The 14,498-nt window shown below is 70.6% G+C and carries 10 protein-coding genes; 3 read left to right on the top strand and 7 right to left on the bottom strand.

The window, feature by feature from the left end:
• The first annotated feature begins 35 nt into the window (after nucleotides 1-35).
• A complete protein-coding gene (locus ACZ69M_RS45655) occupies nucleotides 36-1,076 on the top strand; it encodes a glycosyltransferase family 2 protein (protein WP_470059600.1) in 1,041 nt (346 codons plus the stop codon).
• An 88-nt stretch (nucleotides 1,077-1,164) separates the two neighbouring features.
• Here the strand turns inward: ACZ69M_RS45655 and ACZ69M_RS45660 are convergent, their stop codons facing one another.
• The 4 genes from ACZ69M_RS45660 to ACZ69M_RS45675 all read right to left on the bottom strand — a co-directional run bounded on the left by ACZ69M_RS45660 (nucleotide 1,165) and on the right by ACZ69M_RS45675 (nucleotide 7,984).
• Nucleotides 1,165-3,030, bottom strand: coding sequence for an LCP family protein (locus ACZ69M_RS45660; RefSeq protein ID WP_470059602.1), 1,866 nt, complete (start codon nucleotides 3,028-3,030; stop codon nucleotides 1,165-1,167).
• A gap of 141 nt (nucleotides 3,031-3,171) precedes the next feature.
• Nucleotides 3,172-4,914 (bottom strand): LCP family protein, encoded by a 1,743-nt coding sequence (locus ACZ69M_RS45665; protein ID WP_470059604.1) that lies wholly within the window; start codon nucleotides 4,912-4,914, stop codon nucleotides 3,172-3,174.
• Between the two features lie 243 nt (nucleotides 4,915-5,157).
• Nucleotides 5,158-6,492 (bottom strand): LCP family glycopolymer transferase, encoded by a 1,335-nt coding sequence (locus ACZ69M_RS45670; protein ID WP_470059606.1) that lies wholly within the window; start codon nucleotides 6,490-6,492, stop codon nucleotides 5,158-5,160.
• A gap of 736 nt (nucleotides 6,493-7,228) precedes the next feature.
• Complete coding sequence (locus tag ACZ69M_RS45675; protein ID WP_470059608.1) at nucleotides 7,229-7,984, bottom strand: TIGR03089 family protein; 756 nt, start codon at nucleotides 7,982-7,984, stop codon at nucleotides 7,229-7,231.
• Nucleotides 7,985-8,113: 129 nt separating this feature from the next.
• On the opposite strand from ACZ69M_RS45675, the gene ACZ69M_RS45680 reads away from it, so the two are divergent.
• Entirely contained in the window at nucleotides 8,114-9,448 is a 1,335-nt protein-coding gene (locus tag ACZ69M_RS45680) for a peptidoglycan recognition protein family protein (protein ID WP_470059610.1), read from the top strand.
• A gap of 119 nt (nucleotides 9,449-9,567) precedes the next feature.
• Entirely contained in the window at nucleotides 9,568-10,650 is a 1,083-nt protein-coding gene (gene manB, locus ACZ69M_RS45685) for a mannose-1-phosphate guanylyltransferase (protein ID WP_470059612.1), read from the top strand.
• Nucleotides 10,651-10,956: 306 nt separating this feature from the next.
• Here manB and ACZ69M_RS45690 read toward each other — a convergent pair whose 3' ends face one another.
• The 3 genes from ACZ69M_RS45690 to cofD all read right to left on the bottom strand — a co-directional run bounded on the left by ACZ69M_RS45690 (nucleotide 10,957) and on the right by cofD (nucleotide 14,488).
• Nucleotides 10,957-11,970 carry a DNA-3-methyladenine glycosylase family protein gene (locus tag ACZ69M_RS45690; RefSeq protein ID WP_470059614.1) on the bottom strand — a complete coding sequence of 338 codons (1,014 nt, stop codon included), beginning with the start codon at nucleotides 11,968-11,970 and terminating at the stop codon, nucleotides 10,957-10,959.
• 146 nt (nucleotides 11,971-12,116) lie between these two features.
• Nucleotides 12,117-13,430, bottom strand: a complete 1,314-nt coding sequence (locus ACZ69M_RS45695; RefSeq protein ID WP_470059616.1) for a coenzyme F420-0:L-glutamate ligase — start codon at nucleotides 13,428-13,430, stop codon at nucleotides 12,117-12,119.
• Between the two features lie 98 nt (nucleotides 13,431-13,528).
• Complete coding sequence (gene cofD, locus ACZ69M_RS45700; protein ID WP_470059618.1) at nucleotides 13,529-14,488, bottom strand: 2-phospho-L-lactate transferase; 960 nt, start codon at nucleotides 14,486-14,488, stop codon at nucleotides 13,529-13,531.
• Nucleotides 14,489-14,498: the final 10 nt, after the last annotated feature.

The following is a 14,498-nucleotide window of genomic DNA, read 5'->3' on the forward strand; positions in this document are numbered from 1 at the left end:
GCCCGTGTCCCCCGTTCGCGGTAACGTGACGTCCGATGAGCGAGAAGTCTGACGTGCGGCCCCCCGCCGTTTCTGTGATCATGCCCGTCCTCAACGAGGAGCGGCATCTGCGCGGGGCCGTCCAAGCGATCCTGGCGCAGGAGTACGACGGCGAGATGGAGGTGGTGATCGCCATCGGTCCGTCCTCGGACCGTACGGACGAGATCGCCGCCCAGCTCGTACGCGAAGACCCGCGTGTCCACACCGTCCCGAACCCCACCGGGCGCACCCCGGCCGCGCTGAACGCGGCGATCAAGGCGTCCCGGCATCCCGTCGTCGTCCGCGTCGACGGGCACGGCATGCTCTCCCCGAACTACATCGCGACCGCCGTGCGCCTCCTTGAGGAGACCGGCGCGCAGAACGTCGGCGGCATCATGCACGCCGAGGGCGAGAACGACTGGGAGCACGCGGTCGCCGCCGCGATGACCTCGAAGATCGGGGTCGGGAACGCCGCCTTCCACACGGGGGGTGAGGCAGCTCCCGCCGAGACCGTGTACCTCGGTGTCTTCCGGCGCGAGGCCCTGGAGCGCCAGGGCGGCTACAACGAGGAGTTCATCCGCGCCCAGGACTGGGAGCTGAACTTCCGGATCCGGGAGGCGGGCGGCCTCATCTGGTTCTCGCCCGAGCTGCGGGTCTCCTACCGGCCCCGGCCCTCGGTCAAGGCGCTCGCCAAGCAGTACAAGGACTACGGGCGCTGGCGCCATGTCGTCGCCCGCTACCACGAGGGCTCCATCAACCTGCGCTACCTCGCTCCGCCGACCGCCGTGTGCGCGGTCGCCGCGGGCGTCGTGGTGGGCGTGGCGCTGACGCCCTGGGGCTTCGTGATCCCCGGCGGCTATCTCGCGGCGATAGTGGCGGGCTCGCTGCCCGCGGGCAAGGGGCTGCCGCTGAAGGCCCGCCTGCAGATCCCCGTCGCCCTCGCGACCATGCACATGTCGTGGGGCTTCGGCTTCCTCACCAGCCCGAAGGCGCTGGCGAAGAAGGTCATCGCCTCCCGCCGCCCGGCGGTACTCGGCTCCACGGAGCCCGCCAACTGAGCACCATTCATGAGCAGTGGGGCCCCTCTCGACCTCGAGAGGGGCCCCACTGCTTTCTGCCGACCGGTCTACGGCCAGGTGCGGTCTCCTACGACCAGGTGTAGTCCTTGTTGACGTGCATACAGGCGTCGGTCTTGGCGCCGTTGAGCACGTCCGCGGACTCCGGCGTCGTGTTGTCCTGCGCCTTCGCCTTGTACGCCGTGCCCTCGCGCCAGTCGGCGCCGACCACGAGCGTGACGCCCGAGACGTCCGTCGACTTCTTCACCGCGCTCAGCGGGACCCCGAGCGCCTTGGCGACCGCCTGGGCGTCGCCCTGTAGGTCGGCGCTCGGGTAGCGGATCACCGTCGTCTCCTCGGTGGTCGCCGGCGAGGTGTCCGCCTCGGCCTTGGTGAAGCCCTTGCCGACGAGCAGCTGGGACACCGTGCGCGCGCGTCCGCCGACCGGGCCCAGCGCGGCCGTGCGGGTGCCGTTCTGCACGGTCACACCGATCTGGTCGTCCGCGGCGGCCGGGTCCGTGGAGGCCTTCACCGCGGTCGCCGTCTTCTTCTTGTCCTTGCCGTCGAGCGCGATGTCCTCACGGACGAGACGGAACAGCTGCTCGGCCTCGACCGGCTTGGGCTCCACGCGGTTGCTGTCCGACACGGCCCACTGCCAGGGCATCGTGGTCATCGTGATGCGCTTCGGCTCGACCTTCTTGAGCTCGTTGCCGAGGTCGTAGAGCTTCAGCACGCTGCCCAGGCCCTTGTCGACGGTCAGCGCCTTGGTAGCCGTCTCCGCGAGGCTGCGCAGCTTGCCGGGGTTGCTGATCGTGGCGTTCTCGCGCAGCTGGCGGACCATCGAGTTCATGTACTGGTGCTGGGCCTTGGTCCGGCCGATGTCCGTGTTGTCCTCGAAGCCGTACCGCGTCCGCAGCCACGCCAGGGCCTGCGTGCCCTTGACGGGGGTCGTGCCCTTCTTCAGCTTCAGCCCGGAGCCGTGGCCCTGGCTGTCCTTGGAGTAGACGTTGGCGTCCACGCAGACCGGTACACCGCCGATCGCGTCCGCCATCGACACCACACCCGAGAAGTCGATCTTCATGAAGTGGTCGATGTGGATCTTGGTGAGCTTCTCCCAGGTGGCCACCGTGCAGCCCGGACCGCCGCGCCCGAGCGAGGTGTTGGTCATCACCAGCCCGACGGTCGCCGGGTAGACCTTCTTGGTGTCCGGGTCCGTGCACTTGGGCATCTTCAGCAGCGTGTCGCGCGGCATGCTGATCACCGACATGTTGCTGCGGTCGGCGGAGAGGTGCAGCAGCATCTGGACGTCCGCGAGCGGGGTACCGCCGAAGGTCTCCTTGGCGCCGCCGAGGGACTGGTTCTCCTTGGTGTCCCGGGCGTCCGAGCCGATCAGAAGGATGTTCAGGGGGGTCTGCCCGGCCGCGTTCGCCTTGCTCTTGGCCGCCCGGTCCTTCTCGTCGCCGAGGTTCAGGTCGTCCTTCTTGATGTTGCTGTTCAGGTGCTGGTAGTAGAGGTAACCCGCGCCCGCGGTGCCAAGTATCAGAAGCGCGAGGACCGACGCCGACCAGCGCAGTATGCGGCGTCTGCGCCGTGGGTGCCCGCTGTCGCCGCCCCCGCGCCGACGCCCGCCGCCACCGCCGTGCCGGCCCTGCCCGAGCGGTTCGGCCGACGCGTCGGCGCCGTCCTTGTCGACCGGACGCCCGTCGCGCCCGGCCGCTGGGCCGTCGGCGTGGGCCGAATCGCCGCCTTTGCCGGTGGCTCCACTGCCTTTGCCGGTGGAGCCGTTGCCTCTACCGGTCGCATCTTTGCCGCTGGCATCGCCACCTGTGCCGCCGGAAGCTCCGCCTCCGTCGGTGGGATCGCCGTTCTCGTCGTACAGGCTGTCGTCCCAGCCCAGATCGTCGGCCTGCCGGACACGTGGTCGAGCCCCCTCCCCACGCACACCGCTTCGCGCCATCTCCCTGCCCCTCCCCACCCTGCGCCTGACAAACGGGTCCGTCCCGCGCCCGATCGGACGCGTACGTCTGGCCGGACACCCCTTGCGTCCGGCCCGGACGCCCCCGCGCCCTGTTAGACGTCTGACAGACCCGTTAGGTCATCAACTGGCGCACACTGTCTTGTCCGCCGTGGACTTGTCGACCTCGGGCGCCTTGGTCGGAGTGGTCAACGACACCCCTGCGCCCTTGAAGTCCTTGCCCAGGGTCAGCACGATCGCGGGCAGACCCTGTGAGTTCTTCTCGCTCTTGCCAGGCTTCAACGCCGAAGCGGACAGCCCCATGAGGTCCGCCAGTTTGCGCGCCTGATCGGCCTGGTCGGGAGAGTACTCCAGGGTCGTCTTGCTCAGTGTTGCGTCGGCGTTACCGAGCTGGCTGGACTTGAGCACGCCCTCAGTATTCTGCAGCCAGTTAAGAGTCTCCTGTGCGCTGCCGGCGGGGGCGCCGCCGTTGTAGATGTCGACGCGGATGTCGGCGGCGGCGGAACGGGTGCCCTTGAGGCGGGCGGCGACCTCGGCCTTCTCCTTCTTCTCCTTCTGCTTCACGGCGGTGAAGGAGACGTCGTTCTTGATCGCGTCGAAGACCGCGGGGGCCTGCGACTGGTTGACGATGACGGTCGCCTTGACCTTCTCGGCGGGGTTGTCGAGCACCGGCACCGTGGTGAAGGTGATGTTCTTCGTAGGCACCTTCTTCAGCTCCAGTGCCACGTCCTTGAGGGTGCTGACCTTTCCTATGCCCGTGTCCACGGTGAGCGCCTTGGTGGCCGCCTCGGCCAGGCTGATCAGCTTGGCCGGGTTGGTGAGGGTGTCGCTGGAGGCCATCTTGCGCATCAGCGAGCCCAGGAACTGCTGCTGCACCTTGATGCGGTCGAGGTCGCCCTGGTTGCCGAAGCTGTGCCGGGTCCGTACGAACGCGAGAGCCTGCTCGCCCTCGACCTTGGACTTGCCCGCGGGCAGCTTGAGGTGCGACTCCTTGTCGTTGACCGCGTGCGCCACGCACACCTCGACGCCGTCGACCGCGCTGGTCAGCGTCTTGACCGCGTTGAAGTCGGCCATCATGAAGTGGTCCACCGGGATCCCGGTGACCTCCTTGACCGTGCGCATGGTGCAGCCCGGGTCGCGGCCGTCCTGGCCGAGGCTCGTGTTGAAGCGGACGTTCTGCGTGCCCGGGATGTCCTTCTCGGTGCCGTCCGACTGCTTGGTCGGGCAGTCCGGCACATTGACGATCAGGTCACGCGGGATGCTCAACGCGGTCGCGTTCGTACGGTCCTTGGAGACGTGCAGCAGGATGTTGGTGTCGGCGTGGCCGACGCTGCCCTTGTCGCCGTAGCCCTCGTTGCCCGCGCCGGTGCGCTTGTCGGTGCCGATGATCAGGATGTTGAAGGCCTCGTCCTTGCTGAAGCCCTTCTTGCCCGCGCTGCCGACGTCCGTCGTACTGACGTTGCCCTCAAGGTGCTTGAGGTAGAGGTACCCCGCGGCGGACACGGCGACCAGCACGAAGGCCATCGAGCCGCCGGTCCACAGCAGTATCTTCTTCGCCTTCGACTTCTTCGGCTTCGTGCGTCCCTTGCGACGGCCCGGCGGTGGCTCGGCCGGCGCGCCACGGCGCCGCCGCGGCCCGGGCACATCGGGTCCTGGCGTCGGCGGACTCTCCCGTTCCGGCGCCCGGCGCGCGCGTGTCCCCGCTCCCGCTCCCGCGTTCGCGGGGCTGCCCCGACGCGGTCTCGGGACTCCCGACTGCGGAGCGGAAGGGGTCAGTCGCAGTTCGTATTCACCGGTGTTCGGGTTGAGTACCCACTGGTCTGCGGGGTCGATGTTGTCCGCCCGCCCACGGCCTTGCGCGTCCACGGTTGTCTGAATCCTCCGTCGGGGCCACGCGGCGCCCTTCCCCCTCAAAGAGCGCTCGGGTCTCGGTCAGCAGTGCGCGACCCCCAGGACAGACCTCGTGGCCGGGTGCACCGGATCGCTCACACTATCCGGCCGGTTCAGGGTCAAGCGACGGTGGTGACAAATTCCACCTTCCTACAACTGGGCAATCCGCCCTATTTCTCAGAGACTTCTCAGCTCCGCAGTCCCGCCTTGGCGCACGCTTTACCCGCAGGCGTCCTCGGCCGCCGTGTTACCGCGAAAAGTCGGCGCGGATGTGGGAGCGTCGGGCCGCTTTCCCCCCGACTTCCCGTTGCCGCGCGACTCCTCTTCGTAGTCGAATGCCGAGTCGTACGTACCTTCGCGACCGCCCTCGTACGAGTTCTTGCGTTTCGCAGGGGAATCCGTCGGATGGTCCGTCGGAAGACTCGTCGGAAGGCTCCTCGGAGGGCCGCTCGGTGGGTCCGTCGGAAGGACGCTCGGCGGGTCCGTCGGAAGGTCCTTGGCGACCGCCACCGGAGCGTCCGTGCGCAGCAGGGCGAAGAGTTTGTCGGCCGCGGGTTTCACGAGCTGGTCGCGATTGGCGTTGTAGACGTACGACGTTCGGGGCACCGTCAGGAATTGGACACGTTCCGTAGGGATATTGCGCATGCCGCGGACCAGGTCGTACAGCCCGCGCAGGCTCGCCAGATCCGGGTCCGTGGTGAGCGAGGAAGTGGCCGCGTCGAGCATGGGATAGAGCCGTGCCGGATTGAGCAGGACGTCGTTGCTCTGCACCTTGTTGACGAGCGCGCCGAGGAACCGCTGCTGGCGCTCCATCCGGTCGGTGTCGCTGCCGTCGCCGATGCTCTTGCGGGCGCGGACGTAGCCGAGGGCCTGTTCGCCGTCGAGCACGACCTTGCCCGCGGGCAGCTTCAGCTTGGCCGCCTTGTCGTCGATGGGCTCCTTCAGGCACACCTCCACGCCGTCCACGGCGTCGACCATGTCCTTGAACCCGTGGAAGTCGACGACCACGTGATGGTCGACACGGATGTTCGTGAGCTTCTCGAGGGTCCGGATCGTGCACGCCGAACCGCCCACCTCGAAGGCGGAGTTGAACATCGCGAACATGGGCTGGGTGCGGGTGCCGTCCGGGCGCCGGCAGCTCGGCACGTCCACCATCAGGTCGCGGGGCAGGGAGACGGCGGTGGCACTGCGCCGGTTCGCGGACAGGTGCAGCAGGATCGTGGTGTCGGAGCGCTCGGTCCCGGAGTCCCGGCCGTACTCCTTGTTCCCGTTCCCCGACCGCGAGTCCGACCCGATCAGCAGGATGTTCTGCGCGTCGCGCACCAGCGCGGTGGGCCGCTCCTTCTCGTAGCGGGCGAGCTCGGCGGCGGCTTCCTCGTCGGCCGTGATGTTCCGGCTCAGCTTCTCGTACGCGACCAGGCCGACGCCGACGGCACCGAGGACCACGACGGCGACACCGAGCGCCGAGTACTGCACCCAGCGTCGCCGTCGCCGTCGCGCGAGCCCGGCACCGGTGGGCGAAGCCCCCGCTCCCGGCCCTGTCCTGTCGGTCACGTCGGAGTCCACCCCTCATGGCGTGCGGAGCGTGCGATGCTCCTACGACCATGGCTCGGAGGCCCGGCGACGGCGGCAGATAAGGGGCCGAACGGGTGACGCCATCCGTCACGGGTGCGGGGCCCCGGCAGGTACGGATCCGCGGCGGAACGGCGGCCGCGATACGGCGGGCGCGACCGGCCCCCAGGGGCCCGCCCCGACAGGCGACGGGCCCCTCGGGGGCCGGCTCGGACGGTGACCGATTCCATGGGCTGGCTTGGACGGTGCCCTGTCCCGCGGGCTGGCTCGGACGTCGACCGGTCTCATGGGTCGGCTTGGACGTCGACCGGTCTCATGGGCTGGCTTGGACGCCGACTGGTCCCGCGGGCTGGCTTGGACGGTGACCGGTTCCATGGGCTGGCTTGGACGCCGACCGGTCCCGTGGGCTGGCTTGGACGGTGCCCGGTCCCGCAGGCTGGCTCGGACGTCGACCGGTCTCATGGGTCGGCTTGGACGTCGACCGGTCTCATGGGTCGGCTTGGACGTCGACCGGTCTCATGGGTCGGCTTGGACGTCGACCGGTCTCATGGGTCGGCTTGGACGCCGACCGGTCTCATGGGCTGGCTTGGACGCCGACCGGTCCCGCGGGCTGGCTCGGACGGTGACAGGCCCCGCGGGCCGGCTCGGACGTCGACCGGTCCCACGGACCGGCTCGGACGGTGACCGGTTCCATGGACCGGCCGAACGGTGACCGGTGCTACCGAACCGTCGAAGTCACCCGCTCACTCTCGATCCGCTTGGCCACCGCGTCCTCGCCCAGTCGCTCCAGATGACGACAGAGCACCACGGACCCCCCGGAGGCGAGCGGCGCGTACAACCCCGCGCTCAGCCCCTCCCAGGTGTCGTACGGCAGCGCGGACAGGATCCGCGACCCGGGGCCCGTCAGATCCAGCGAGGCCGCCTCCGCCCGGGCCCGCTCGACGACCTCGGCACCCGTGTGCTCGGCCCCGGCGACGATCAGCGCGGCCTCCTCCGGGTCCACCGGCGCGTACGGCTGGAAGCGGTCGCCCTGACTCGGCACCTCGACGGCGTAGTCGGCGTACCCGGCGGGCGGTGCCGGGAAGCGGCGCCCCAGCGGCGCGAGCGAGAGGGCGACGCGCTCACCGGAGCAGGCGAGCCCGGCCTCGAGCGCGTCGGGCCCCGCGACGACGAGGTCGGCGGCACCGGGGTCGCCCCCGACATCCGCGACGACCCCCACCGAGGAACACGCGAGCAGCCACACCGCCGTCTGCCAGTGCGCGGGCAGCAGCAGCGCCACCCGGTCGCCGGGCTCGGCGGACAACTCGCCCTGGAGGAGGTTGGCGGTCTTGGCCACCCAATTGGCGAAGGTCGCGACGGACAATTCGACACGTTCGCCCGTGGCGTCGTCGTAGAAGGTCACCAGGGGGCGCGCGGGGTCCGCGGCGAGCGCGGATCGCAGCAGGTCGGCAGGGGTGCGGTCGGTGGCGTTCACGCGCGCAAGCGTACGCGGGGGCGCCCGGCGGGACACGGCATCCGCGCCACCGGTTCGGCCGAGCGCGACCCGACGGTCCGTCAAATCCGCAATGGACAGATATGTATGGCTATGTTCACGATCGGGGGCATGCATGGAATCATTGCTTCCTCGGTCGGCGTCACCTGCGCGGCCGCACTCACCCTTCCGCTGGCCCTGTCCGCACCGGCACAGGCCCGACCCCAGGCGGCGAGGACCGAGTCCGCCGCGCCGGGCAGCACCCAGTCCCTCCCCCTGGTCCCGCTCTCCGGCTACCGCTCGCTCGGACCCGACGCACCCGAACAGGGCCTCGGCAGACGGAGCGTACGGACGTTCTCGCTGGTCGGGGTCGTCTGGGACGACCCCGACACCGAACTGCGCGGTCGCGTCCAGGTCCGTACCCGCGCCACCGGAGCCCACCGCTGGTCCGGCTGGCAGGACATCGAGACCCACAACCACGAGCACGCGGCCGACCCGGACACCGCCGAGGGCGGCTCGGGCCGGGTGCGCGGCTCCACGGCGCCCCTGTGGGTGGGCGACTCGGACGGGGTCGAGGTCCGCGTCCAGGCGCAGGTGGACGAAAGAGCCACGGCAGCCGGTGAGTCGCCGCTCCCCAGAGGCATGCACATCGAACTCGTCGACCCCGGCGCGGAACCCGAGCCCCGGGGCGCGCTGACGGGAGAGGGGAGCGCGGGCGCGGAGAGCGCCGAGACGTACGCCACCTTCGCCACCAACGCCGGGCTCGCCCCGTTCGGCGCGACGCAGATCCCGGCACTGTCCAGGGCAGAGACCGAGCGCGAGGCCCCGGCCCTTCGCGACGGCGTCCCGCTCGTGAAGCCGTACATCGGTGAACGCCCGCGCATCGTCACCCGGCGCGGCTGGGGCGCGAACGAGAGCCTGCGCGAGCGCGGTTTCGTGTACACCAAAAAGGTGAAGGCCGCCTTCGTGCACCACACGGCCTCGGGCAACAACTACCGCTGCTCACAGGCGCCTTCGGTCATCCGCAGTATCTACCGCTACCACGTAGTGAGCAGCGGCTGGCGCGACATCGGCTACAACTTCCTCGTCGACAAGTGCGGAAACATCTACGAAGGCCGCGCCGGGGGTGTGGCGAAGCCGGTCATGGGCGCCCATACCCGCGGTTTCAACAACGACAGCATGGGGATCGCGGTCCTCGGCAGCTTCGGCAACACCAAGCCGTCCGCGGCCGCGGTGACCGCCATCGCCCGGCTCACGGCATGGAAGCTCGGTCTCTCCGGAGCCGATCCGCGCGGCAAGACATACCTGAAGTCCGGCGGTGGCAATCTCTACCGAAAAGGTAAGAACGTACGACTGAACGTGATCTCCGGCCATCGGGACGGGTTCGCCACGGAGTGCCCGGGGAGGCTTCTGTACGGCAAACTCGGCTCGGCCAGAACGGCCGCGGCCCGCTACCAGGGCCGCTGAGGTCTGCGCGGAGCCATCGAGGACACCCCACTGCCGTCGAAGGCCTCTTACTACGGACTGCATACACTGGCCGGCCGAACCATCCTTCGGCCGGTCCCGGCAGGAAGCAGAGACGACAGGTGACAGAAGCGATCCTCCTGGTCGGGGGCAAAGGCACCCGACTGCGCCCGCTCACGGTGAACACCCCCAAGCCGATGGTTCCGGCGGCCGGTGTCCCGTTCCTCACGCACCAGCTGGCGCGGGCGAGGGCGGCGGGCGTCGAGCACATCGTCCTGGCGACCTCCTACCTGGCCGAGGTCTTCGAGCCGTACTTCGGTGACGGTTCCGGGCTGGGCCTCCACATCGAGTACGTCACCGAGGAGGAGCCCCTCGGCACGGGCGGCGCGATCCGCAACGTCGCTGCGCGCCTGCGCTCCGGCCCCGACGACCCGGTCCTGATCTTCAACGGCGACATCCTGACGGGCCTGGACATCAGGGCCCTGGTGGCGACCCACGAGACGACCGGCGCGGACGTCTCCCTCCACCTCACCCGTGTCGAGGACCCGCGGGCGTTCGGCCTGGTCCCCACGGACGCGACAGGCCGCGTGACGGCCTTCCTGGAGAAGCCCCAGACCCCCGAGGAGATCGTCACCGACCAGATCAACGCCGGGGCGTACGTGTTCCGTCGCTCGGTCATCGACACGATCCCCGCCGGCCGCCCGGTCTCGGTGGAACGCGAGACCTTCCCCGACCTCCTGGCCACCGGAGCCCATCTCCAGGGCATGGTCGACTCCACGTACTGGCTCGACCTGGGTACCCCGCAGGCCTTCGTACGCGGCTCCGCGGACCTCGTCCTGGGCCGCGCGCCCTCCCCGGCGGTCCCGGGCCGCTGCGGGGACCGTCTCGTGCTGCCCACGGCCAGGGTCGCCCCCGACGCCAAGCTGACCGGCGGCACGGTCGTCGGCGACGGCGCGCGCATCGGTGAAGGCGCCCGCATCACGGGCAGCACGATCCTGTCCGGCGCCGTCGTCGAACCCGGCGCCGTCATCACCGACTCCCTCATCGGCGCCCGCGCCCACATCGGCGAACGCACCATCCTCTCCGGAGCGGTCATCGGCGACGGCGCGGTGGTCGGCCCCGACAACGAACTCCGCGAGGGCGTAAGAGTCTGGTGTGAGGCCAAGATCCCAGCGGGGGCGCTCCGCTTCTCGTCGGACCAGTAGACCGGCCGGACCGGCTGCGGGGTGGGTGGGGGCTGGGCGCGCAGTTCCCCGCGCCCCTAAAAGCCTCGGCTCTCCCGGTGTTCAAGGACCCGGCTGAAACCCGAACCCCACCCACCCCTGGTCCCCCCCCACCCACCCCGGCCCGTATCTTTCAGCCCGTCCGGCGTTTGAGGACGAGGCCGTTCAGGCCGTGCGGGGGTCCAGGGGGCGCAGCGCCCCTGGCGGGGTGGAAGGGGCGGAGCCCCTGGGGATGGGTCGGGTAGGGGCGGCGGGGGCGAAGAGACTCCCGGCCCGCACCCGGGGCGACTACAGCCGCCCGATATCCCCCCGCGGCATCCGCGGAACCCGCCGCGCAGGCACCCGCCCCGACAACAGAATCAACCGAGCCGCCCGATGCCGCTGCCCGGCATACGGCTCCAACAGCGAAAGCATCACGGAGTCGTCCGCATCCCGATCCCCCGCCAGCGCGTACCCCACGATCCCCGGCAGATGAAGATCCCCCACGGTCACCGAATCCGCCGCGCCATGACTCCGCTGCACGGTCTCCGCCGAGGTCCACGGCCCGATCCCGGACACCAGCTCCAACCGAGCCTGCGCAGCCCCCGGCTCCATCCCCACCGCCTCCTCGAGCCGCCCCGCCACCCGGACGGCCCGCAGAATCGTCGACGCCCGCTTGTTGTCGACCCCGGCCCGATGCCACTCCCAGGAGGGAATCAGCGCCCACGTCCGCGGCTCCGGCATGACGGACATCCGCTCCGGCGCGGGCCCCGGCGCAGGCTCCCCGAACTTCCGTACGAGCAACCGCCACGCCCGATACGCCTCGTCCGTCGTGACCTTCTGCTCCAGAACGGACGGAATGAGCGACTCCAGCACCAGCCCGGTACGCGTCAGCCGCAACCCCGGCCGCCGATGCCGCGTGACGGCGACCAGCCGATGACGAGGCTCGAAGGCATCGGGATCGTCGGCCGCGCCGAGCATCTCGGGGAGCTGTTCGAGCAGCCATTCGCTCCCCGGCCCCCATGCCTCGCCCCGCACCGCCCCACCCCGCGCAGAGACCCGCAGCGTCCCGGCCCCGGCGGGCGTCCGGGTGGTCCGCCACACGGCCCCGTCCGGCGTCGCACGGAAGGTCGGATCGCCGGGTCCACGACGCAGCGGCCCGAGCACGAGCCCGAGATCGACCGGCCAGGGCGGCGTCCAGGTGCGCGTACGCCCGGGTGCGACGGCCTGCCGAGGCACTCCGCCGGAGGCATCCGCGGGCACGGCGACATGCCCGCCGCGCACCGTCGTACGCGTCGGCCGAGGAGTGAAACGTCCAGCCACGAAGGGGTCCTAGGAAACTCGGGGTGCCCTACGAGAGTAGGCGCTCACCCTCTCCGAACACCCGACTCTCGACACACACCACACTCACCACACCACAGCTGGCGCACCACACGCGGCGCACCGCACACAGCGCACCGCACCTGGCCTCACCGCACCTCGACAAACGCCCCGGCATCCCGCTCGGGCCGAGCCCGAGGCTCCTCCGCCGCATGTCCGACCGCCACGGCCCCCATCGGATCCCACCCCTCCGGCAGCTCCAGCACGTCCCGTACGACATCCCGGCAGAACATCGTCGACGACACCCACGCGGACCCGAGCCGCTCCCCGGCGAGCGCGACGAGGAAGTTCTGCACCCCCGCGCCGACGGCGACCACGAACATCTCCCGCTCGGCCCCGTCCCGCCGCGGATCGCCGTACGTGTGCGACCCGTCCATGACGAGACACGGCACAACGAGGTACGGAGTGTTGCGCAGCACGTCACCGCGCCGCACCCGCTTGGCGATCGACTCCTCGCTCTTCCCGTCCCGCCGCAGATCCGCGATCCACGCGTCCCGCATGGCGTCGAGCAGCCGCGTACGCGACTCCTCGGACTCCAGGAGCACGAACCGCCAGGGAGTGGTGTGATGCGGCGCGGGAGCGGTGACCGCCGCGGCCACGGCCCGCCGCACGGCGCCCGGATCCACCGGCTCGTCGGTGAAGGCCCGTACGGTACGCCGCTGGGTCACGGCCTCCCGTACGGCCTCCGACGTGCCGAGCCGGAACATGTCGTCGCGCGCGCCTCGCACCATTGCCCGTGTCCCCTCCCCGTCGTCCTCGGCCACCACGTGGGGCAGTCCGCGCACGACGGCGACGGGCAGCCCGGAGGCCTTGCCCTTGACCAGGTCGCCGGCGGCGGCGAGCTCGTCGGCGGTGGCGACGACGGTGGCGCTCAGCGGATTGCCGTGCGCGTCGGTGCCGCCCCGCAGATCGTCCAGCACCCGTACGCCCGCGGCGCCGATGGCGACATCGGTGAGCCCGGTGCGCCAGGGCCGCCCGAACGTGTCGGTGATCACGACGCCGACGTCGACCCCGAGGGTGTCGCGCAGCTCGTCCCGGATGGCCCGCGCGGACGCGTCGGGGTCCTCGGGCAGCAACAGGACGGTGCCGGCCGGGGTGTTGGAGGCGTCGACCCCGGCGGCGGCCATCACGAGCCCCTGCCGGTTCTCGACGATCCGCAGGGCCCCGCGACGCGCCACGACCCGTACGGTCTCGGCGTCGATGGCGGCCTCCCGGTCGGTGGCCTCGACCAGGCGTCCCTCGGCCTTGGACACGATCTTCGAGGTGACGAGGAGAACGTCCCCGTCGACCAGCCCGGGCTCGGCGACGGCGATCAACTTGCCGAGGTCGTCGCCCTGTCGAACCTCGGGGAGCCCGGGCAGCGCCCAGACCCGGTAGCCGGGAGAGGCGACGAGGGCGTCCACTTCCTGGTCGCCCGCGCGCCCTTGTCCGGGAGCGTGTTCGGAAACATCTTCCGGAACTTGTTCCGAAGAAGCCGAAGAAGCCGGAGAGAGCCGTCCGCTCATGACTCCCGCACCTCCTCCGCCAGCGTCAGCGCCTCGCGCGCCATCTGCGCCGCGGTGTCCAGGTCGGACATCATCAGCGGCACGGCCCGGCACCGGATCCCGGCCGCCTCGACCCGCTCCACGGCGGACGCGTCCACCGTGTCGACGAGCCAGCCGTCGAGGAGCCCCGAGCCGTAGTGCTCGGCGACCGCCGTGGCCGTGGACTCGACGCCGACCGCCGCCAGCACCTTGTCGGCCATGCCCCGCACGGGCGCGTCGCCGACGATGGGGGAGAGGCCCACGACGGGCACGCCCGCGTCGGCGATGGCCTCCCGGATGCCGGGCACGGCGAGGATCGTGCCGATGGACACGACCGGGTTGGACGGCGGGAAGAGGATGACGTCCGCCTCCGCGATGGCCTCCAGGACACCCGGTGCGGGCTTGGCCTGCTCGGCGCCGACCGGCACCACGGCCTCGGCCGGCACGGATGCCCGCAGCCGCACCCAGTACTCCTGGAAGTGGATCACCTTGCGCTGCCCGTCGACCTCGACGGCGACATGGGTCTCCACGCGGTCGTCGGACATGGGAATCAGCCGGACGCCCGGTTTCCAGCGGTCGCACAGGGCTTCCGTGACCGCGCTGAGCGGATAGCCCGCGCTCAGCATCTGCGTCCGCACGATGTGCGTCGCGAAGTCGCGGTCGCCGAGACCGAACCACTCGGGTCCGACTCCGTAGGCCGCGAGCTCCTCCTTGAGGTGGAAGGTCTCGTCGGTCCGGCCCCAGCCCTGTTCCTCGTTGATGCCGCCGCCGAGCGTGTACATCACCGTGTCGAGGTCCGGGCAGACCTTCAGGCCGAAGAGATGGATGTCGTCGCCGGTGTTGCCGATGACCGTGATGTCCGCGTCCGGCACGGCCCGCTGGAGACCACGCAGGAACCGGGCACCACCGATACCGCCTGCCAGAACCACAATGCGCATGGGGTTCAGT

The sequence above is a fragment of the Streptomyces sp. NPDC107454 genome, assembly GCF_055582885.1.